This is a genomic window from Marinobacter zhejiangensis (genome assembly GCF_900114775.1).
Lineage (GTDB): Bacteria > Pseudomonadota > Gammaproteobacteria > Pseudomonadales > Oleiphilaceae > Marinobacter > Marinobacter zhejiangensis.
Genome location: NZ_FOUE01000002.1, coordinates 71711 through 90292, shown reverse-complemented (window position 1 = coordinate 90292; position 18582 = coordinate 71711). Strand labels below are relative to the sequence as shown.

Sequence of the window (18582 nt, the reverse complement as noted above, 5' to 3'; positions counted from 1 at the left end):
CACCGACAACATACGAGTACGCCGATGTCTGACAACACCGAATTCAACCGCCTTTTCTGGCACAGCCGCCGTGGCATGCTGGAACTGGATGTGCTTCTGCTGCCATTCCTGAACGAAGTCTACCGCGACCTTCCCGAAGAAGATCAGGCCCGTTACCAAAAACTCCTGGAGTGCGAAGATACCGACATGTTCGAGTGGTTCATGCAACGCAGCCGCCCCGAGGACCCGGATCTCCAGCGCATCGTGGATATGATCCTCAACCGTGTCCAGCCCGACTGACATTCAGCTGCACCCCTCCCTGGCGGCAGGGTTCATTGCCGCCCTGCCCTGGGCGGCTGCACTCATTACCGTACTGGCGCTTGCCAGCATCGGTTGGTGGCAGGCCTGGCTGTTTTTCCCCGCCGCACTGGCAGGACTGGTTTGGCAGGTGCGAAGCTCCGGCTTGCTGCTGGGCCAAACAACCGTTACCGCCCTGGAACTCCGGGGCGACGAACTCTGGGCGACACTCGGGGACAGCCACCGTTATCCGGCCAAACCCGCACCTGACAGCCGCATCAGCGAAAACCTGGTGCTCTTGAAATTGTCCCTGCCGACCACACGTTATAGCCCAAAGACCGTCATCTTGATGGCCAATAGCCGTTTACCCGGCAACGTACAATCCGAGCCATTCCGCCAGTTGCGGGTGTGGCTTCGTCTCCGCAACGGGAGCCCCCATGCTTGACACAACGACCGCTGACACCCCCCTGCCAACCTCCGCGTTTGCCCCGCTGCCCCACCTGGTTGTGGTCAGAGTATCCGGCCCCGGCACTGACCAGTTTTTGCACGGCCAGTTCAGCCAGAAGCTGGAGGATATCACCAGCACCTATTCACCAAGGGCTGCCGCCTCAACCCCTAAAGGCAGGGCCTACTGCCTGACCCGCATGGTACGCCAGGATAGCGATATCCTGCTGGCCATTCCGGCGGTGCTGGCGGACGATACCCTGGATCGCCTGCGGAAGTACCTGATGCTTTTCCGCGGCACAAGCATGGCTATTGCCCCACAGGCCCGCGTACTGGGCCTCTTTGGCGACGAAGCGGCCAACCGACTCCACCCAGACGCCAGCGTGACACTTCGCCAACCCTGCGACACTTGCGCCGTCGGAGAGCACCGGCTGATACGAACTGAGCCGACGGCCGAGGGCCTTGCCCGCTACGAGTTCTGGCAATTGGGTCCGCTGTCGGAAGCGTTGCAAGAACAACTCGAACAGTGTCAGGAAACCTCCGAACTGAACTGGCAGGCCTCCCAGATAGCGGCAGGCATTGCAGAGCTGTCGCCAGCCTCCGTGGAAGAGTATGTACCACAGATGCTGAACTGGCAGCACCTGAACGGCCTCCACTTCAAGAAGGGCTGCTATACGGGCCAGGAAGTTATTGCCCGCATGCACTTCCTCGGTCAACTCAAGAAAAGTCTGTTCCGCCTCCGCTACACCGGAAACGGCGCCCCCACCGAAACGGGGGTAACCATCCACAGTGGCGACCGGACTGTTGGGGAAATCGTGAGCAGTATCGAGTTCTCCGATGGTCACGGCGAGCTTCTCGCGGTGGTCCGCCACGATGCCGACTTCAGCACCCTGACCATCGCAGGAACAGACCAGAAACTCACGCCACTACCCTTGCCCTATTCCGTCCCTGAACAGACGCCAGATACATAAGTTGACATGAACAATCCCCAGAATTTGCTATAACTTAGGGGGTCTAACTACCGGGTCCGCCAAAGTGGCGGCCCCAAGCCCACGCTCCCCTTTAGCGCATGGACTCCAACACACTATGTCAACCATTGTTGAAACCATTAAGAACGACCTGGTCGAAGCCATCGAAAGTGACCAACTGGTTCTCCCAACATTGCCGGAAGCCGCACTTCAGGTTCGTGAAATCGCAGAATCCGACGACTCCTCCATTGCTGACCTGGTCAAGGTCATCAGTAACGACACCGCCTTGTCAGCCCGGCTCATCCGGGTCTGTAACAGCCCACTGTTCCGCGGTTCACGGGCCATTGAAAACCTCAACATGGCAGTCAGCCGGCTGGGCATGGCCTATACCAGCAACCTGGCCATGGGACTTGCCATGGAGCAGATGTTCCAGGCGACGTCTGACATGATCGACAAGCGCCTGCGGGCAACGTGGCAGAAAAGCACGGAAGTTGCCGGCATCTGCCATGTCCTGGCCCAGCATTACACCCGCCTGAAACCCGACCAGGCCACCCTTGCGGGCCTGGTTCACCAGATCGGCGTTTTGCCCATCCTGCGCCATGTAGAAGATCAGGACATTCAGGTCACCAGCATGATGCTGGACAACATCATTGAGCAGCTGCACCCTCGTATCGGCGCACTGATCCTGAAGAAGTGGGATTTCCCGGAAGAGCTTCAGCCGGTCCCGGTGGAGCACGTCAATTTCCAACGCAGCGTTCCGGCGGCAGACTATTCTGACCTGGTGATGGTTGCCAACCTGCAGCTGGTGGCAGGCAGCGAACACCCGTGGACAGAGATGGACTGGAAAACCATTTCCGCCTTTGACCGCCTGGGACTGGATCCGGACATTGATATGAGCGAAGAGGAAGACCTGAGCGCCGAGATGGAAGCCGCGATGGCCTTGCTTCAGTAAACCAAGATTGCCAAGGGGCTAGGGCTTGCGATAGCGAGCCAGAAGCTCGTCTTTGGAGGGCAGTGACCAATTCACCGGGCGCTGCCCTTTTTGTTGCAGCCACTGATTGGCCTGAGAGAAATGCTTGCAACCAAAGAAACCACGGTAAGCACTTAACGGCGACGGGTGCGGCCCTTCCAGCACCAGGTGCCGCTGACGGTCGATCCTGGCACCCTTTTTCCGGGCATAGCTTCCCCAAAGCAGGAACACCACCCCCTCCCGCTCACGGTTGATCACCTCAATCACCCGATCGGTGAACGTCTCCCACCCTTTCCCTTGGTGGGCGCCGGCCTGCCCCTGCGTCACCGTCAGTACGCTGTTCAGCAGTAACACTCCTTGCTCCGCCCAAGGTTGAAGGCAGCCGTGGTCCGGCAACGCCATGCCGACGTCGCTCTGCAATTCCTTGAAGATGTTAACCAGAGAAGGTGGTGGCGGGACGTCCGGACGAACACTGAAACACAGGCCATGAGCCTGTCCGGGGCCATGATAGGGATCCTGGCCCAGGATAACCACCGACACCTTGTCGAGCGGGGTACTGTTGAGCGCATTAAAACAATGCTGACTGGCCGGGAACAACTCCTTGCCGGCCTCCTCCTCGGTGGCCAGAAACTGCCCAAGAGCCTGCATGTAAGGCTGCTGAAACTCGCCCGCAAGGTGCTCGGACCAACCCCGACCGGGGCGAAGCTGACTTGCCAGTGCCTCGGCCGGGTGCATACTTACTCCTTTGATTCCGTAGCCTGCTCTGCCCGGTGTTCAGGGCGCATATGGGGGAACAGGATCACGTCACGAATCGACGGCGAGTTGGTCAGCAGCATCGCCAGGCGGTCGATACCGATGCCCTCACCAGCTGTCGGCGGCAGACCATATTCCAATGCCATCACGTAGTCGTCGTCATAGAACATGGCTTCGTCATCGCCCGCATCCTTTTCAGCCACCTGGGCCCGGAAGCGTTCGGCCTGGTCCTCGGCATCATTCAACTCCGAGAAACCGTTGGCCAGCTCACGACCACCCACGAAGAACTCAAAGCGCTCGGTGACGAACGGGTCGCTGTCCTTGCAACGGGCCAGCGGCGACACCTCTTTCGGGTAGTCGGTGATAAACGTTGGCTGGATCAACAGGTGCTCAGCCGTGGCTTCGAAGATTTCCAGCTGCACCTTACCCAGGCCCCAGTTATCCTTGAGGTGAATACCGAGTTTTTCCGCGGCACGACGGGCGCTGGCTTCATCACCAAGCTGTCCGGCCTGGAGTTCTGGGTTGTGACGCAGAATCGCCTCAACCACGGTCATTCGCTCAAACGGCTGACCGAAATCGTACTCCACCGTTTCCACTTCGCCGTTGGCCAGCTCACGGGTATTGATCACAGTGGTGGTGCCGAGTACATCCTGGGCAATCTTGCGCAGCATGTCTTCGGTCAGGTCCATCAGGTCGTTGTAGTCCGCGTAGGCCTGGTAGAACTCAACCATGGTGAATTCCGGGTTGTGGCGGGTCGACAGCCCTTCGTTCCGGAAATTACGGTTGATCTCGAACACCCGCTCAAAGCCACCAACCACCAGGCGCTTGAGGTACAGCTCCGGCGCAATCCGCAGGTACATGTCGATGCTCAGGGCGTTGTGGTGGGTAACAAACGGGCGAGCCGTCGCACCGCCTGGAATCACCTGCAGCATCGGTGTTTCTACTTCCATGAAGCCACGCTCGGAGAAATAGGTGCGCATGCTGCTGATCAGCCGCGAGCGCATCTGGAACACCTTGCGGGTCTCTTCGTTCACCATCAGGTCAACATAGCGATGACGGTAGCGGGCCTCCATGTCGGTCAAGCCCTTGTGCTTCTCGGGCAGCGGACGCAGCGATTTGGTCAGCAACCGGTACTCGTCCATATTGACGTAAAGGTCACCCTTTCCGGACTTGGCCAGAGTACCGCTGACACCAATGACATCCCCCAGATCCCAGTGCTTGGTCTCCTTCTGGACATCCTTGGACGCATACACCTGGATACGTCCGGACATATCCTGAACCACCTTGAACGCTTTGCGATCCAGCATCAGACGACCGGCAATGGCCACCTTGATACCCATGGATTCCAACTCTTCCTTGGTCTTGTCCGCGTATTTGGCCTGCAGGTCTGCGGCCAGGGAATCGCGACGGAAGTCGTTGGGAAACGGCGAGCCTTGCTCTCGCAGTTCAGCCAGTTTGGCACGACGCTCAGCAATCAGTCGGTTGTCTTCGTGCTGGGGGGCGTTCGGCAATTGGTCAGTCATGGTTTCTCACTAACGTTCAGGGTTCAAAAAGGGATATCGGATTACAGCGCCATTTTCAGGCTGGCTTCGATGAACTTGTCGATGTCACCGTCCAGTACCGCCTGGGTATTGCTGGTTTCAACTTTGGTTCGCAGATCCTTGACCCGGCTGTCATCCAGCACGTACGAACGGATCTGACTACCCCAGCCGATGTCGGCCTTCGAGTCTTCCAGCTTCTGTTTCTCGGCGTTGCGCTTCTGCATTTCGAACTCGAACAGTTTGGCCTTGAGCTGTTTCATGGCCTGGTCCTTGTTCTGGTGCTGACTGCGCCCGGCCTGACAGGCCACCACAATACCGGTGGGGTTGTGGGTCAGTCGAACCGCAGATTCGGTCCGGTTAACGTGCTGACCACCCGCGCCAGATGCCCGGTAAACGTCCACCCGCAAATCGGCAGGGTTGATCTCGATTTCAAAGCTGTCGTCGACTTCCGGCGACACGAAAACCGATGAGAACGAGGTGTGACGTCGATTGCCGGAATCAAAGGGAGATTTCCGCACCAAGCGGTGAACGCCGGTCTCGGTCCGCAACCAGCCATACGCGTAGTCACCCTGGAAATGCACCGTGGCACTCTTGATGCCGGCCACCTCACCATCCTGAGCTTCAACAATCTCGGTCTTGAAGCCATGGCGCTCACCCCAGCGCAGGAACATACGCAGCAACATGTTGGCCCAGTCTTGGGCTTCGGTGCCACCCGATCCGGCCTGGATATCCAGATAGGCGTTATTGGCGTCCATTTCCCCGGAGAACATACGGCGGAATTCGAGCTTCTGCAGCTCAGCGTCGAGACCTTCGAGGTCCGCAACGATTTCCCCGGCCGTTCCCTCGTCGTTTTCTTCAACCGCGATTTCCAGCAACCCTTCGGCGTCTTCCAGGCCGGAGGTTAGGTTATCGATGGTCTTGACGATCAGTTCCAGGTCCGAACGCTCTTTACCCAGAGCTTGAGCCCGCTCGGGCTCGTCCCAAACCTTCGGATCTTCCAGTTCACGCTCTACTTCGACCAGCCGTTCACTACGATGATCGTAGTCAAAGGTACCCCCTAAGCGCATCGGTGCGCTCACGAAGCTCTTTGATCTTCGTCACTATGGGATTGATTTCCATGGAACCGTTTCTCACCTTGCGGATAGCACACTTGCCCAGGCTTCCGGCCACCAGACCAGATCAGCACAGGCACAAAAAATCAGACGCGGCATTTTACCGGAAAAGCGTCGATAAATCAGCCTGGCAGGCTCAAGGTAGGTAAAGTTTCTGATGGGCGAACGAGGTGCCGGGGACCCGTTGATCAGCTCCGGGCCGGCTCGAGATAGTCCACCAGCAGCTGCAGCGTGGTTCTGCCACGGAAGGTGTTGGCATCGGGCTTATAGACCACCCGGGCCCCCGTACGGGTGTAGTCGGGAACCTCGGCACCGGTATTGAAGGCAATGGCATCCACAATGTCGCCGCCATCCCGTGGGCGCAAGACCATCTTCAGGTGATTCTCACCTACCACACGCTGACTGATGACCTCAAACTCCCCATCAAACAGCGGCTCTGGAAAGTGCTGTCCCCAGGGGCCGGCACGCTTCAGCATCGCGGCGGTTTCCAAGGTCAGCTCATCCACTGACAGCGGCCCATCTGTTGTAATGACCGCCTCCAGGTCGCCAGCTGAGATCGACTCCCGCACGGCTGCATCAAATGCCGAGGCAAAGGCCTCATAATCTTGGGCCGCAATGGTCATACCCGCCGCCATGGCATGGCCGCCAAACTTCTTCAGCAAGCCCGGGTGGCGAGCATCCACCACCGCCAGCACATCCCGGATATGGAGCCCGGGAATGGATCTTGCCGATCCCTTGAGCTCTTCTCCGGATTCTCCCGGTGCAAAAGCAATCACTGGTCGATGGGTCTGCTCCCGTAAGCGGGCCGCCAGAATACCGATCACACCCTGGTGCCAATCGGGGTCGAACAACGCCAGCCCCCAGGGCAACCCGTCGGTGTCGAGAGACATGGACGCAAGCAGATCCTGCGCCTGATTTTTCATGTCCTTCTCAATCGTGCGGCGTTCCCGGTTAAAGGTGTCGAGCTCTTTGGCCAGGTGCAGCGCTTCATCCCGGTTTCCAGACAGCAGGCAGGCAATGCCTACACTCATATCATCCAGCCGGCCGGCCGCATTGAGCCGGGGGCCAACCACGAACCCCAGGTCCGTGGCCGTGATCTTGCCATGCTCTCGCCCAGCAACCTCCAGCAGAGCCAGAATGCCGGGGCGAGCCTCGCCCTGGCGGATCCGACGCAGCCCCTGCTCGACAAAAATTCGATTGTTGTGATCCAAAGGAACTACATCCGCCACCGTGCCCAAGGCCACCAGGTCCAGCAACGAGCCCAGGTTCGGCTGCGGTTCCGGCAATTCCCCCCGTTCACGGAGGTAACGCCGGAGGGCCGTCAGCACATAGAACATAACCCCAACGCCCGCCGCGTTCTTGCTCAGGAACTCACAACCCGGCTGATTGGGATTAACAATGGCATCCGCCTCGGGGAGTACCTCGCCAGCAAGGTGGTGGTCGGTCACCACCACCTTGACACCCAAGTCACGCGCCACCTTCACCCCATCGACAGCCGCAATGCCGTTGTCGACTGTTACCAACAGGTCCGGAAGCGCACCCTCCTCCTGCAGCCGGTAGAGAATTCCTGGGGTCAGACCATAACCATCGGCAAACCGACTGGGCACCCGGAAGTCGATATCCCCCAGCCCCAGCATCGATAGCCCCAGAACCGCAACCGCCGTGCTGGTAGCGCCATCGGCATCAAAGTCTCCAAGCACCAGCACACGCTGTCCCTGGCGGATCGCCTCGGCCAGAAGCTCAACAGCACGATCAATACCACGAAGCTGGAATGGAGAAGCCAGGTGCTTGAGCGCATAGTCCAGCTGAGCGTCCGAGGTTACACCACGGGCACTGTAAAGACGGCGAAGCAGAGGGGGGATCTGCGCCCCCCATTCCGGAACCGTGTCCGGAAGGGGGCGACGCAGGATCTTCTTAGGTGTCATAGAGAGATCGGTAAGCTATCAGGCAAGCTTCCAATGGCTGGCGATGAATGCCTGCACAGACGAGAGGTCGTTATCCAGCACCGTGCAGCGCTCTTCACGCTCAAACAGGTCTGCCATATGGGGAGGCAGCTGCGGCTTGACGCTGAGACCAGCTTCTGCGATGGCATCCGGGAACTTCGCCGGGTGCGCGGTTCCCAGGGTTACCATGGGCACACTCGCATCACGACGGCAGTTACGGGCTGCGCGAACACCAATTGCGGTATGAGGGTCGAGCAGATATTCGTTACGCTCGTAAATCTCGCGAATGGTATCGCAGGTACCCTTGTCATCCACGGCATCACTGTCGAAGAGCTTGCGAGCATGACGCCAGCGGTAGTCCTCAATGCTGACCGGCCCTTTCTGGGCACGCTCCAGCAAATCCTTGACCAGGGCACCGTCACGACCGTGAAGGTCAAACAGCAGCCGCTCAAAGTTGCTGGACACCATGATGTCCATGCTCGGTGACAGGGTATGCTCCAGCTGATGCTGCTCATACTTGTTGCCACTCATGAAGCGATGGAGAATGTCATTACGGTTGGTTGCGATAACCAATTGGGAAATCGGCAGCCCCATCTTCTTGGCCAGGTAGCCGGCAAAGATATCGCCGAAGTTTCCAGTTGGAACCGAGAACGCCAGACTGCGGTCCGGCCCACCCAGCGCCAGAGACGCCTGGAAGTAGTAGACGATCTGGGCCATGATCCGAGCCCAGTTGATCGAGTTGACCGCCGCCAGCTGGGTTTTCCCCCCCAGGAACGACTGGTCACCAAAGCTCTCCTTCACCATCCGCTGACAGTCATCGAAGTTACCACGAACCGCGATGTTGTGGATGTTGTCGCCCAGAACTGTCGTCATCTGGCGACGCTGAACCTCGGATACACGTTCGTGAGGATGCAGGATAAAGATATCCACATGCTCACAGTGACGGCAGCCCTCAATCGCAGCAGAGCCAGTGTCACCGGAGGTCGCCCCCATGATCACCACGTGCTGCTTGCGTTTCTCAAGCACATAGTCGAGCAAACGGCCCAGAAGCTGCAGAGCAAAGTCTTTGAACGCCAGAGTCGGGCCGCGGAACAGCTCCATCACCCATTCATTGGTATCCAGTTGGACCAGCGGCGCTACTGCATCGTGACTAAAGCCTTGGTATGTCTCTTTGAGCATCGTCCGGAATTCGTCGGCGGGAATGGCATCGTCGACAAACGGGTACATAATATTGAACGCCAGCTCGCTGTACGGCAAACCACGCCAGCTGCGAATCTCCTCAACACTGAAATGCGGCAGGGATTCCGGCACATACAAACCGCCATCGCTGGCCAGCCCGGCCAGAAGGACGTCCTCAAAACCCAACGCGGGCGCCTCGCCCCGTGTACTGATGTATCTCACGTTGTCTTCCTGTTAGCTGAAATTTTCTGCTCGGATGCGCACTACCGGGCCGTCGATATCAGCCAGCGCTTCCAACTCGGCGATCGCCTGGTTCATCTGACGCTCCTGAACCGTATGCGTCAGCATGATCACCGGAATCTTGCCGTTGCTCAGTTCAGACTCCTTCTGAACAACCGATTCTATGTTGATACCGTGCTCACTGAGCACAGAAGAGATCTTGGCCAAGACACCAGGGTGATCCTCGGCTTGCATTCTCAGGTAGTAAGCGGAATAAATGTCTTCTACCGGCAGCACTGGCAGGTCTTCCAGCGCAGAAGGCTCAAAGCCCAGGTAGGGAACTCGCTGGGTACTGCCATGGGAGACCGCCCGGGCCACATCCACGATATCAGCAATCACCGCCGACGCAGTCGCTTCATCACCGGCTCCCGCACCGTAGTACATGGTCTGACCAACCGCATCGCCGTCCACCAGAACCGCATTAAGCACGCCGTCTACCTGAGCAATCAGCAGCTCTTTGGGTACCAGGGTCGGATGGACCCGAAGTTCAATTCCGCCTTCTCGGCGACGGGCAATACCCAAATGCTTGATGCGATACCCCAGCATTTCGGCATGTTTGATGTCATAGGGCGTTACTTTGGAAATCCCTTCCGTATAGGCCCGCTCAAACTGCAGCGGCACACCAAAACCAGCTGACGCTAGAATGGTCAGCTTGTGAGCCGCATCGATGCCTTCAACGTCAAAGGTGGGATCTGCCTCAGCGTAGCCCAGTTCCTGGGCCTGCTTGAGCACATCGGAGAATTCACGACCGGCGTTCATTTCGGTCAGAATGAAGTTGCCGGTACCGTTGATAATGCCTGCAATCCAGTCAATACGGTTGGCAACCAGACCCTCCCGGATCGCCTTGATGACCGGAATACCACCAGCAACCCCTGCTTCGTAGGCGACAATCACGCCTTTCTTTTCAGCGGCCTCAAAAATTTCGTTGCCATGAACCGCAATCAAGGCCTTGTTGGCAGTAACGACATGCTTGCCATTTTCAATCGCAGCCAGCACCAGCTCACGAGCAACGTCATAGCCACCAATCAGCTCCACCACGACATCAATGTCAGGATCGTTAACGACGTCAAAAATATCGTTGCTGAACGGAATATCGCCCAGTTCGATGCGGTCATTCTGCCGGCGACTGGCAACCCGGCCAATTCGGATGGTGCAGCCCGCACGCCCCTCAATCAGGCTAGCGTTACGATTCAGCACATTAAAAGTACCGCCACCGACTGTACCCAGTCCGCAGATTCCGACTCTGACGTCTTTCAAACTCTCACCTCTGTTCCTGATGGGTTCCTGTGCGCGGCATAGTATACCGACTTACACCGCGCATGTGTTAGGGAGCGAATTCAAGCTTTTTGGAAAGAACCGTTAAAGCAGGCCGAGCCCTTCAGCCAACTGATCAGCAGGTACATACCCCCTAATCATATGACCATCCTCCAGAACAATGGCAGGCGTGCCAGTCACCCCAACCTGGTGCCCCAACCGGTACTGGGCCTGCACTGGGTTATCGCAGCTGGCGTCCGCCACGGGGCGACCGCCCTTGGCGGCATCCATGGCAGCAGCCTGATCTTCGGCACACCAGACCGATTCGTACTTCACAAAGGACGGTGTGCCTGGTCCGGAGCGGGGGAAGCCATAATAATGAACGGTAATACCCAGCTCATTCAGGCGGGGCACCTCATCGTGCAACTTCCGGCAATAGGGGCAATCGATGTCGGTAAACACGGCAACAACTGCCTTCTCATCTCCGGTTGCCGGAAAACTGATAACGTCATCGGTGCCGTACTGAGCCAGCAGCTCAACCCGTTCGGCAGAGCGCGAAGCTTCAGTGACGTTCACCAGACCGCCACTGGTCAATTGCAACATATCGCCCGTCAACAGGAATTCTCCACCCTCCGTGGTGTAGATCCGCTCACCTTTGGCGGTAATAACTTCGTAAACGCCAGGCGCAGGCGTCGGCTTGACGGAGACCCCACCCAAAGCCGGCAGACTGCTTGACAGCTTCGCCGCAATGGCGTCTTCAGTTTCACCCGCCTGAACAGCCATGGAAGGCAAAACAGACATCACCGCCAGGGAAACCAGCCCACACGCCACATTCTTCATTCTTGACATAAAACTTCCTGCTCTATCCAACTGCCTAGAAGACCCAACCCCGCACTGGCATGAGTGCCGGGCAACTGAAATACCTGCGACCTGCGCCGCATCTGAAAGTTCAATGTATCAAGCCGCGACCAACATTCCTAACCTCGCGGGTGATGTTCGAGGTGAAGCGACTTCAGGCGCTGTCGCGCCACATGGGTATAGATTTGTGTCGTTGACAGATCCGAGTGCCCCAGCAACATTTGAACCACCCTCAGATCTGCCCCATGGTTAAGCAGATGGGTTGCAAAAGCATGACGAAGCGTATGCGGCGAAAGGTGCTTATGGATACCCGCCCGGGCCGCGTAATGCTTGATTCGATGCCAAAACGTCTGACGAGTCATTGCCCGAGCTTGCCGGCCAGGGAACAGGTCATCACTCACCATACCTTTAAGGAGTACCGGGCGCGCGTCTCGCACGTACCGCAGCAACCAGTCCACGGCCTCCTCCCCCAGAGGCACCAGACGCTCCTTCCCCCCTTTACCGGTGATCCGTACCACCCCCTGTCGAGCATTAACCTGGTCAACCCTCAAACCGACCAACTCCGACACCCTCAAGCCACAGCCATACAACACCTCAAGCATAGCCTTGTCCCTAAGCTCAATCGGCTCGGAAACATCGGGCTCCGACAACAAACTATCCACATCCGCCTCAGACAACGAATCCGGCAGCCGTTTTGGCAACTTTGGACTATCAATGCGCAGAGTCGGGTCTTCGCTAATCACCCCCTCCCTGAGCAGGTAGCGATAGAAGCGTCGAAGACATGACAGGCGCCGGGCTGCCGTTGACCCCGCACGCCCCTCAGCCAGGCCTTTTGACATCCAATCAAGCAGATCCAGGCGACTGGCCGCAGGCAACCCGCGCCCGGAACGAGCGTCCTGAAGCCAACCCGCGAAACGCTCAAGATCGCTTCGGTAGGCGGAACGGGTATTCTCTCCCAAACCATCCTCCAGCCACAGCGCATCGCAAAAGCGGGTAATGAGTTCGGTATTCTCCTGCGCTATTGCCATGATTACCCCCAGCCAGAACCACTACAGGCTTATACAAAGTGCCAAACAAGCAGACCCCGCGGACATAAAAAAAGGCAGCCATTGGCCGCCTTTTTTCGCGCTGCAAATTCCCCGAAGGGAATAACTCAGCCCAGCTTCTCTTTGATACGAGCAGCCTTACCAGACAGGTCACGCAGGTAGTACAGCTTGGCCTGACGAACGTCACCACGACGCTTGACAGAGATGCTGTCGATCAGCTTGGAGTAAGTCTGGAAAGTACGCTCAACACCAACACCGTAAGAAATCTTACGAACGGTGAAGGAAGAGTTCAGGCCACGGTTACGCTTACCGATAACCACACCTTCGAACGCCTGCAGACGCTCACGGTTGCCTTCTGTTACACGAACCTGGATAACCACGGTGTCGCCCGGCGCGAAGGCAGGGATTTCCTTGGTCATCTGTTCTGCTTCAATCTGACTGATGATGTTGTTCTTGCCGCTCATCGTATGCTCCTGATACCCAATCTCTTAATGCCCTGATTATTCAGTGGCACCCGGTTCATTTAAAATTTCATCCAGCAGCTCACGCTCTTCGTCCGTAAACACCCGCTGTTCCAGCAGGTCGGGGCGTCGCTCCCGGGTTCGCCTCAGCGACTGCTTGAGCCGCCAACGCCGGATCTGATCATGGTGACCGCTTAACAGTACATCCGGCACCGCCTGACCTTCGTATACCTCTGGCCGGGTGTAGTGCGGACAATCCAGCAAACCGTCGGCAAACGAATCCTGCTCTGCCGACTGCGCATGACCCAGCGCTCCGGGGATGAGGCGCGTAACCGCATCAATGACAGCCATGGCTGCCAACTCGCCACCAGACAAAACAAAGTCGCCCAGTGACACTTCCCGATCAACTTCCGTCGCTATGAGGCGTTCATCGACCCCTTCATACCGGCCGGCAACCAGGACCAGGCTATCTGCCGCCGCAAGCGACTCAACAACCGACTGGTTTAACGGCTCGCCCTGCGGCGAGAGGTACACCACACAGGCGTTGCCAGGCGCCGCCTCCCGGGCCGCGCGTATCGCATCCCGAAGCGGCTCGATCTTCATCAGCATACCGGGACCGCCACCATAGGGGCGATCATCCACAGTCCGATGACGATCGTGAGTAAACTCTCTGGGGTTCCAGCACCGGAACGTCAGCAGTCCATCACGAACCGCCCGACCGGTTACACCGATATCCGTCACCGCCGGAAACATCTCCGGAAACAGACTGACCGCGCCAATCCACACAGGTCAGAACTCCGGATCCCAGTCCACCACCACTTTGCCGGAAGCAACGTCAATCTCCCGGACCACTTGATCGGGGAGATAGGGAAGCAAACGCTCCCGCTGGTCGATAGACTCGGAAGATGGCCTGACGACGAGAACATCGTTAGAGCCGGTTTCCATCATATGATGGACGACCCCGAGACAATCACCTTCGACCGTAAATACTGACAGGCCTTCCAATTGGTGCCAGTAGTATTCACCGTCAGGCAACTCTGGCAAATCGGCCGTTGGCACAGTGATATCAGCACCGCAGTAGCTGCGGGCAACTTCACGATCGTTTACGCCATCAAGCCGGATCACTATACCCGGCCCATGCCGTCGACCTTCAGCCAACTTAACCGACTGCCGCTTACCGTCCTGAACCAGGGTCCAGTTCTGGTAACCGAGTATGCCGTCAATAGGATCGGTATAGGAAAAAACCTTTACCCATCCTTTTACCCCATACACCGAGGTTATCCGGCCAATCACAGTCTCCTGCGAACGCTGTGTCATGCCATCCTGCCCCGGCTAAGCGTATAACTTACTCTGCGCCTTTCAGCAGCTGAGCAACACGCTCACTGGTCTGAGCACCCTGGCCCAGCCAGAAGTTCACACGGTCACGATCAACGCGCAGACGCTCTTCCTGACCACGGGCGATCGGGTTAAAGAAACCAACGCGTTCAATGAAACGGCCGTCACGGGAGTTACGGCTGTCAGTGACTGTCAGATGGTAGAACGGGCGCTTCTTAGAGCCGCCACGAGCCAAACGGATTGTTACCATTTCGACTAATATCCTGTTCAGTTGTACGAACTTTGTACGATTCGAGTCAGCCTTGATTTAGGTACTGACACGAAGCCCCATACTCGAAAGGGGCGCTATTCTATGCTAAAAAACCGCCAAAGAAAACAGCTAATGTTTACGGCTTTTACATACGCCCCATTGGCGGCATCCCGCCACCCGGCGGCATCATCCCACCCATGCCGCGCATCATATTGGCAATAGCGCCCTTCTTGCTGAATTTCTTCATCATTTTCTGCATCTGCTTGTGCTGCTTAAGCAGACGATTGACATCCTGAATCTGGGTTCCGGAACCGCTGGCAATCCGACGCTTGCGGGAATTGTTAATGGTATCCGGGTAACGCCGTTCCTTCGGCGTCATAGAGCAGATGATGGCCTCCAGCTGCCCCATACTCTTGTCATTGACCTGCTGCTGGGCAACCTGGGCCATTTGCCCCATCCCCGGCAGCTTATCAAGCAACCCACCTACGCCGCCCATATTCTTCATCTGCTGAATCTGGTCGCGGAAGTCTTCAAGATCAAAGCTCTTGCCCTTTTTGATCTTATTGGTCAGTTTCTCTGCTTTCTTTTGATCAAGCTTGCGTTCGGCATCCTCGATCAGGGAAAGCACATCCCCCATACCCAAGATACGGGACGCAACCCGGTCCGGGTGAAACGGCTCCAGGGCGTCACTTTTCTCACCCACACCCAGGAACTTGATCGGCTTGCCGGTAATGTGACGAACCGACAGAGCTGCACCACCACGGGCATCGCCGTCAGTTTTGGTCAGCACCACACCGGTCAGCGGCAGAGCATCATTGAATGCCTTGGCGGTATTGGCGGCATCCTGACCGGTCATGGAATCAACTACAAACAGGGTTTCAACCGGCTTGACCGATTCGTGCAGACGGCGGATTTCACCCATCATCTGCTCATCCACGTGCAGTCGACCCGCGGTATCGAGAATCACCACGTCCATATGCTTTTTACGGGCCGCATCAATCGCGCCTTCGGCAATGGCCACCGGATCCTGATCGGCACTGCTGGGGTGAAACTCAACACCAACCTCACCAGCCAGGGTTTCCAGCTGCTTGATCGCCGCCGGACGGTAGACGTCGGCACTCACCACCATGACCGACTTTTTCTCACGCTCTTTAAGCAACCGCGCAAGCTTGGCTACCGTTGTGGTCTTACCCGCACCCTGCAAACCGGCCATCATAACAACCGCAGGAGGCTGCGCAGCGAGATTGAGAGCTTCATTACCCTCGCCCATCACCCGCTCCAGCTCCTGCTGGACAACCTTAACGAAGACCTGCCCCGGCGTCAGGCTGCGACGAACTTCCTGACCCACCGCGCGCTTACGCACACTCTCGACGAACGCCTTGACCACCGGCAGGGCGACGTCTGCCTCCAGCAGCGCCTTGCGGACTTCCCTCAGGGTATCCTTGATATTGTCGTCAGTAAGGCGTGCCTGCCCAGAGATCTTACGCAGACTGCCTGAAAGTCGTTCGGTGAGGTTTTCAAACATAAGCTAATCCGTACCCTTGAAAATTGGGAACATGAATACAGGGAACCGGTTGATTCCGGTTGCACAATCGCGACATTATAACCAGACTATCGCCCTGAAACGACCAACGCGGTCAAATCAGTACATTACCACCTCGGACCCGACCGGAATATTAAGGACAACATGGGAACGCTGATTCTCGCGGTAACCTCTCTCTTTCTCTACAGCGTCGGTACAGCCCTACAGGCCCTGAGCTTCCGCGGCAAGATTCAACCTCATGTCGTCGTGACCAACCTCCTTGGCGGGCTTGCACTGATCAGCCACGGCCTGCTGATCTGGCTGACCGAGCGTAGCGAGGGCGGCATCGACGTTGGCTTTCTGCAGAGTTCAGTGCTCATCTCATGGCTGATCGTCGCACTTCAGCTCATCCTCAACCTGCGCAAGCCGGTGCAGACCCTTATTCTGGGCACTTACCCGCTGGCCAGCGTGACCATCCTGCTGTCACTGGCCACGCCTACGCCATCCCATGTTATCGCGGAAGACAATTACGGGGTGCTGTCGCACATCGCGCTCTCAATCACCGCCTACAGCCTGTTTACGCTGGCTGCGGCTCAAGCCGTTATCCTGTACCTGCAAAACCGCCAACTGAAACACAATTACAACAGCCTGCTGGTGCGCAACCTGCCCCCCCTTCAAACCATGGAATCCCTACTGTTTGAGATGGTTTGGGCGGGCGTTGTCCTATTAGTGCTGGCGATAGTGACCGGCGCCATTTTCGTGGATGACCTGTTTGCCCAACGCCTGGCCCACAAGACGGTGTTCTCACTGATGTCCCTGGTGGTGTTTATCCTGCTGCTGGTGGGCCGCTACACAAAAGGCTGGCGCGGCATGACAGCAAGCCGCTGGACTCTGGCCGGCTGCGCGCTGCTCATGCTCGGCTTCTATGGCAGCAAATTTGTTCTTGAACTGGTTTTCCACCGAGCCGGCTAGTATTTCAGGGCGGCACACTTGACACCCGGCAGCTCGCCCCCTATTTTCGCAACTTATCCGTAACCAAAGGACTTCCCCACTTGAACGAGGCATCGCTGACGGCGCTGTTTTCAATCCTCGCGGGCTTGATTTTATTATCAGCTTTCTTTTCCAGCTCCGAGACCGGCATGATGTCGCTCAACCGGTACCGGCTGAAGCACCTGGCCAAAACCGGCCATAAAGGTGCCAAACGAGCAGAGGGTTTGCTCCAGCGAACCGACCAGCTGATTGGCGTTATCCTGATTGGCAATAACTTCGTCAACATCCTGGCATCGTCCATTGCTACCGTCATTGCCATCCGCATCTGGGGTGACGCCGGCATCGCGATTGCCACGCTGCTGCTGACCATCGTTATCCTGATTTTTGCGGAAGTCACACCGAAGACGCTGGCAGCCCTGTTTCCGGAAAAAATTGCATTCCCGGCCAGCCATGCGCTGGGGCCGCTCCTCAAAGCCCTGTATCCCATCGTCTGGCTGGTCAACCTGTTTACCAGCGCCATCCTGAAACTACTGGGCATCTCTGCCCAGGATGCCGCCAACGATCACCTGAGCCGCGAAGAACTGCGCACCCTGGTCAATGAGGCCGGCGCACTGATCCCATCCAAGCACAAAGACATGCTCGTGGGCATCCTTGACCTCGAAAGCGTCACCGTGAACGATATCTTCGTTCCACGGAACGAAGTGGTGGGCATCGACCTGGACGACGACATCGACACTACCCTGCGTCAACTCCGCAGTAGCCAACACACCCGGCTACCGGTGTATTCCGGCGACATCAACAACATCAAGGGCGTACTGCACCTGCGCAGCATTTCCAAGCTGCTGCTCGAGGAAGAAGTTAACAAGGCCATGCTGATGCAGCTTTGCCAGGAGCCCTATTTCATCCCGGAAAGCACGCCACTGAACACCCAGCTCATCAATTTCCAGCAAGCCAAGCGGCGTTTTGGGATCGTGGTGGACGAGTATGGTGATGTGCTCGGCATCGCCACCCTGGAAGACATCCTGGAAGAGATCGTTGGCGAATTCACCACCGATTATGCCGCCACCAGCCCGGACATCATTCCGCAAGACAATGGCACCTACATCATTGATGGTGCCGCCGCGGTGCGCTCTATCAACAAGACCCTCGGCTGGAAACTACCCACTGATGGCCCGAAAACCCTCAACGGTCTGATTACCGAAACCCTGGAAACCATTCCTGAGACCAACGTTTGCCTCAAGGTCAAAGGTCACCGCATAGAAGTGCTGCAGATCAAGGACAATGTGGTCAAAGCCGCTATTGTTCACCCCCTGAAGCGACGCGGCCGCCAGCACTAATATTCGAATGAGTTATAGCGGCCACGCCTTTAGTAAGATCATATTTTAACCAACATCTTGACCA

General features: G+C 57.3%; 19 protein-coding genes. 6 read left to right on the top strand and 13 right to left on the bottom strand.

The window, feature by feature from the left end; genetic code table 11:
* The first annotated feature begins 24 nt into the window (after window positions 1–24).
* From BMZ67_RS05920 to BMZ67_RS05905, 4 genes are all read left to right on the top strand, one after another.
* Window positions 25–279, top strand: a complete 255-nt coding sequence (locus tag BMZ67_RS05920; protein WP_092021036.1) for an FAD assembly factor SdhE — start codon at window positions 25–27, stop codon at window positions 277–279.
* Complete coding sequence (locus tag BMZ67_RS05915) at window positions 263–721, top strand: hypothetical protein (RefSeq protein ID WP_092021035.1); 459 nt, start codon at window positions 263–265, stop codon at window positions 719–721. Before BMZ67_RS05920 ends, BMZ67_RS05915 begins: the two co-directional genes overlap by 17 nt.
* Window positions 714–1691, top strand: coding sequence for a CAF17-like 4Fe-4S cluster assembly/insertion protein YgfZ (ygfZ, locus tag BMZ67_RS05910; RefSeq protein WP_092021034.1), 978 nt, complete (start codon window positions 714–716; stop codon window positions 1689–1691). Before BMZ67_RS05915 ends, ygfZ begins: the two co-directional genes overlap by 8 nt.
* 115 nt (window positions 1692–1806) lie before the next feature.
* Window positions 1807–2640: an HDOD domain-containing protein gene (locus tag BMZ67_RS05905; RefSeq protein WP_092021033.1), complete on the top strand. Its 834-nt coding sequence runs from the start codon at window positions 1807–1809 to the stop codon at window positions 2638–2640.
* Between the two features lie 18 nt (window positions 2641–2658).
* Here BMZ67_RS05905 and ung read toward each other — a convergent pair whose 3' ends face one another.
* From ung to ffh, 13 genes are all read right to left on the bottom strand, one after another.
* Window positions 2659–3393 (bottom strand): uracil-DNA glycosylase, encoded by a 735-nt coding sequence (ung, locus tag BMZ67_RS05900; protein ID WP_092021032.1) that lies wholly within the window; start codon window positions 3391–3393, stop codon window positions 2659–2661.
* A 2-nt stretch (window positions 3394–3395) separates the two neighbouring features.
* Window positions 3396–4934 carry a lysine--tRNA ligase gene (gene lysS, locus BMZ67_RS05895; RefSeq protein WP_092021031.1) on the bottom strand — a complete coding sequence of 513 codons (1539 nt, stop codon included), beginning with the start codon at window positions 4932–4934 and terminating at the stop codon, window positions 3396–3398.
* A 41-nt stretch (window positions 4935–4975) separates the two neighbouring features.
* Window positions 4976–6071 (bottom strand): peptide chain release factor 2 gene (prfB, locus tag BMZ67_RS05890; protein ID WP_139214332.1). Its coding sequence is split into 2 segments (ribosomal slippage): window positions 4976–5998 and window positions 6000–6071, totalling 1095 coding nucleotides; the frame shifts between segments, so codons are not numbered across the junction.
* Between the two features lie 181 nt (window positions 6072–6252).
* On the bottom strand, window positions 6253–7989 hold the full coding sequence (gene recJ / locus BMZ67_RS05885; protein WP_092021029.1) for a single-stranded-DNA-specific exonuclease RecJ: 1737 nt from the start codon (window positions 7987–7989) through the stop codon (window positions 6253–6255).
* Window positions 7990–8007: 18 nt separating this feature from the next.
* Window positions 8008–9408, bottom strand: a complete 1401-nt coding sequence (gene thrC / locus BMZ67_RS05880) for a threonine synthase (RefSeq protein ID WP_092021028.1) — start codon at window positions 9406–9408, stop codon at window positions 8008–8010.
* 12 nt (window positions 9409–9420) lie between these two features.
* Complete coding sequence (locus tag BMZ67_RS05875; protein WP_092021027.1) at window positions 9421–10722, bottom strand: homoserine dehydrogenase; 1302 nt, start codon at window positions 10720–10722, stop codon at window positions 9421–9423.
* Window positions 10723–10824: 102 nt separating this feature from the next.
* A complete protein-coding gene (locus tag BMZ67_RS05870; RefSeq protein WP_342713069.1) occupies window positions 10825–11568 on the bottom strand; it encodes a DsbC family protein in 744 nt (247 codons plus the stop codon).
* 128 nt (window positions 11569–11696) lie between these two features.
* Complete coding sequence (gene xerD, locus BMZ67_RS05865; protein WP_092021025.1) at window positions 11697–12605, bottom strand: site-specific tyrosine recombinase XerD; 909 nt, start codon at window positions 12603–12605, stop codon at window positions 11697–11699.
* A 125-nt stretch (window positions 12606–12730) separates the two neighbouring features.
* Window positions 12731–13087, bottom strand: a complete 357-nt coding sequence (gene rplS, locus BMZ67_RS05860) for a 50S ribosomal protein L19 (protein WP_092021024.1) — start codon at window positions 13085–13087, stop codon at window positions 12731–12733.
* Window positions 13088–13123: 36 nt separating this feature from the next.
* Window positions 13124–13870, bottom strand: coding sequence for a tRNA (guanosine(37)-N1)-methyltransferase TrmD (trmD, locus tag BMZ67_RS05855; RefSeq protein WP_092021023.1), 747 nt, complete (start codon window positions 13868–13870; stop codon window positions 13124–13126).
* A gap of 3 nt (window positions 13871–13873) precedes the next feature.
* Window positions 13874–14401, bottom strand: a complete 528-nt coding sequence (gene rimM / locus BMZ67_RS05850) for a ribosome maturation factor RimM (protein ID WP_092021022.1) — start codon at window positions 14399–14401, stop codon at window positions 13874–13876.
* 28 nt (window positions 14402–14429) lie between these two features.
* Window positions 14430–14669, bottom strand: a complete 240-nt coding sequence (rpsP, locus tag BMZ67_RS05845) for a 30S ribosomal protein S16 (protein ID WP_092021021.1) — start codon at window positions 14667–14669, stop codon at window positions 14430–14432.
* Between the two features lie 145 nt (window positions 14670–14814).
* The gene (gene ffh, locus BMZ67_RS05840; RefSeq protein ID WP_092021020.1) at window positions 14815–16194 is read right to left on the bottom strand and encodes a signal recognition particle protein; all 1380 of its coding nucleotides are present in this window, start codon (window positions 16192–16194) and stop codon (window positions 14815–14817) included.
* Window positions 16195–16356: 162 nt separating this feature from the next.
* Between ffh and BMZ67_RS05835 the strand changes: the two genes are divergently transcribed.
* Together BMZ67_RS05835 and BMZ67_RS05830 are read left to right on the top strand one after the other, a co-directional pair.
* Window positions 16357–17163 carry a cytochrome C assembly family protein gene (locus BMZ67_RS05835; protein WP_092021019.1) on the top strand — a complete coding sequence of 269 codons (807 nt, stop codon included), beginning with the start codon at window positions 16357–16359 and terminating at the stop codon, window positions 17161–17163.
* An 80-nt stretch (window positions 17164–17243) separates the two neighbouring features.
* The gene (locus tag BMZ67_RS05830; RefSeq protein ID WP_092021018.1) at window positions 17244–18518 is read left to right on the top strand and encodes an HlyC/CorC family transporter; all 1275 of its coding nucleotides are present in this window, start codon (window positions 17244–17246) and stop codon (window positions 18516–18518) included.
* Window positions 18519–18582: the final 64 nt, after the last annotated feature.

Coding starts and splice junctions, on each gene's coding strand:
- BMZ67_RS05920 (WP_092021036.1), top strand. CDS start 25: ATGTCTGACAACACCGAATTCAACCGCCTTTTCTGGCACAGCCGCCGT.
- ygfZ (WP_092021034.1), top strand. CDS start 714: ATGCTTGACACAACGACCGCTGACACCCCCCTGCCAACCTCCGCGTTT.
- BMZ67_RS05905 (WP_092021033.1), top strand. CDS start 1,807: ATGTCAACCATTGTTGAAACCATTAAGAACGACCTGGTCGAAGCCATC.
- ung (WP_092021032.1), bottom strand. CDS start 3,393: ATGCACCCGGCCGAGGCACTGGCAAGTCAGCTTCGCCCCGGTCGGGGT.
- lysS (WP_092021031.1), bottom strand. CDS start 4,934: ATGACTGACCAATTGCCGAACGCCCCCCAGCACGAAGACAACCGACTG.
- recJ (WP_092021029.1), bottom strand. CDS start 7,989: ATGACACCTAAGAAGATCCTGCGTCGCCCCCTTCCGGACACGGTTCCG.
- BMZ67_RS05870 (WP_342713069.1), bottom strand. CDS start 11,568: ATGTCAAGAATGAAGAATGTGGCGTGTGGGCTGGTTTCCCTGGCGGTG.
- xerD (WP_092021025.1), bottom strand. CDS start 12,605: ATGGCAATAGCGCAGGAGAATACCGAACTCATTACCCGCTTTTGCGAT.
- rplS (WP_092021024.1), bottom strand. CDS start 13,087: ATGAGCGGCAAGAACAACATCATCAGTCAGATTGAAGCAGAACAGATG.
- rimM (WP_092021022.1), bottom strand. CDS start 14,401: ATGACACAGCGTTCGCAGGAGACTGTGATTGGCCGGATAACCTCGGTG.
- rpsP (WP_092021021.1), bottom strand. CDS start 14,669: ATGGTAACAATCCGTTTGGCTCGTGGCGGCTCTAAGAAGCGCCCGTTC.
- ffh (WP_092021020.1), bottom strand. CDS start 16,194: ATGTTTGAAAACCTCACCGAACGACTTTCAGGCAGTCTGCGTAAGATC.
- BMZ67_RS05835 (WP_092021019.1), top strand. CDS start 16,357: ATGGGAACGCTGATTCTCGCGGTAACCTCTCTCTTTCTCTACAGCGTC.